Annotated in this window: 1 protein-coding gene and 1 pseudogene; both read right to left on the reverse strand. The window is 67.7% G+C overall.

All coding sequences use genetic code 11. From position 1 onward, the window contains the following. Positions 1-311 (reverse strand): annotated as a pseudogene (locus ON38_RS14025) (protein pafC); the annotation flags it as partial. Positions 312-349: 38 nt separating this feature from the next. After that, positions 350-1345 carry a helix-turn-helix transcriptional regulator gene (locus ON38_RS14030; protein WP_085995411.1) on the reverse strand — a complete coding sequence of 332 codons (996 nt, stop codon included), beginning with the start codon at positions 1343-1345 and terminating at the stop codon, positions 350-352. Positions 1346-1773: the final 428 nt, after the last annotated feature.

Genomic DNA, 1773 nt, shown 5'->3' on the forward strand with positions numbered 1-1773 from the left:
TTGGCAATGGCCGAATGCGCGGCGGTCGGATCCACCATCCCCGGCAGATCGACGATCGACCGCAACGCCACCAGCACCGCCGTCGCCTCGATCGAGGTCAGCCGCAACGGCCGCTCGATACCCGCGGTAAAGGTGACCTGCACACTCTCCTCCGAAAAGGACAGATCGATCAGGTCACCGGGACCGTAGCCGGGCAGCCCGCACATCCACAGCTGATTCAGGTCGGCCATCAACTGCTTGGTCGTCACTCCCAGATCCGCCGCGGCCTCGGCCGCGCTGATCCCGGGATTGGCCACGAAATACGGGACCATGTTCAGCAGCCGCGACAGCCGCGCCGACAACCGCGTACTCACAACGCCACCTCCGTCCGGTCGATCACCGAACGCAACCGCGCCACCACATCGGCCCGCAACTCCGCCGGTTCCAGCACCAGCGCATCGGCCCCCAACCCGGTGATCAACCGGGCCAGCCAGGACTGCGACCGGATCGGCACCTCCAGCACACTGCCCGGCCGGTCACCGATGGTCCGGCTACCCACCACCTCGCCGATCCGGCGCAGATCCCGGCCCCGGCCCTGTGCCACCCAGATGGTCGCCGAACCGGTGACCGGCGCGCTACCGGTTACCCGGGTCACGATCTCCCGCAGGTCCGTCCCCGCCGGCGGATGCACGGCATTGCGCGGACCGTACGCGGTGATCTCCTCCCCGATCCGGGACAGCCGGAAAGTCCGCACCGCGTCCCGGTCGCGATCGTGCCCCACCAGATACCAGCGTCCCCGCCACGTCACCACCCCCCACGGCTCGACATCCCGCATCAGATACGGCGCGTTACTGGCGCCGCGATGCTCGAACCGTACCGCCTGCCCGGCATCGATCGCCGCGAGCAACTTACCCAGCACCGGCTCGGACCCGCGCGTCCGCGCCGGCACGGCGGGAATGGCCGCGAACGCGGTATCGGTCTCCACGTGCACACCCCCCGCCCGCAATTTCAGCAGCGCCCCCGCCGCGGCCGCCGCCAGCTCCGGCGACTCCCACATCTGCAGAGCCACCGCCACCGCCGCCGACTCCTCACTGGTCAGATCGATATCGGGTAACTCATAGGCATCCCGGTTGATCCGGTAACCCTCCACCGTCGAGAAACGACCGGACGGGCCCACCTCGAGCGGTATGCCCAGATCCCGGAGCTCGTTCTTGTCGCGCTCGAACATCCGGCTGAACGCCTCGTCGCTGGCGCAGTCCTCGTAGCCCGCGACACTCTCGCGTATACGCTCCGCAGTCAGGAACTGCCGAGTCGACAGCAGCGCGATGACCAGATTCATCAGGCGCTCGACCTTGGATATCGCCACGCGAAGCAGAATAGTGCAGTGTCTATCGGCGCCGCCTGCGGCGTCGCGGGGTTGAGGCCCCCTTGGTCTCGCCGTTTCGGCCTCGAGACTCGCGCTTCGCGCATGCGCTTCGAGGCCGAAACGGCGAGACGGGCCTCAACCCTTTGAGGTGTCTCGTAAGACTCGACACATGGGGTTGCGTCGGCATTCGAGGGCCTGATCGGATGCCGACTCGACCGCTCAGGCGGCCTGGCGTCTGAGCGCTTTCACCAGCAGCAGCACCCTCTTGGTGCCGAGTTCGGCGTGGCCGAAAAAGGGTCGAGTCCCGTCCCTCCTTGGCCGAAGGTGCTCAATGGTCGCGCTCTATGGACGGCCTACCGCACATCGCACATCGCAAGTCTCGAGGCCTGAACGGCGGGACCTTCGGGGGCCTCGACCCCGCGGCGCCG

The organism is Nocardia testacea NBRC 100365 (assembly GCF_000308775.1).
Classification (GTDB): Bacteria; Actinomycetota; Actinomycetes; order Mycobacteriales; family Mycobacteriaceae; genus Nocardia; species Nocardia testacea.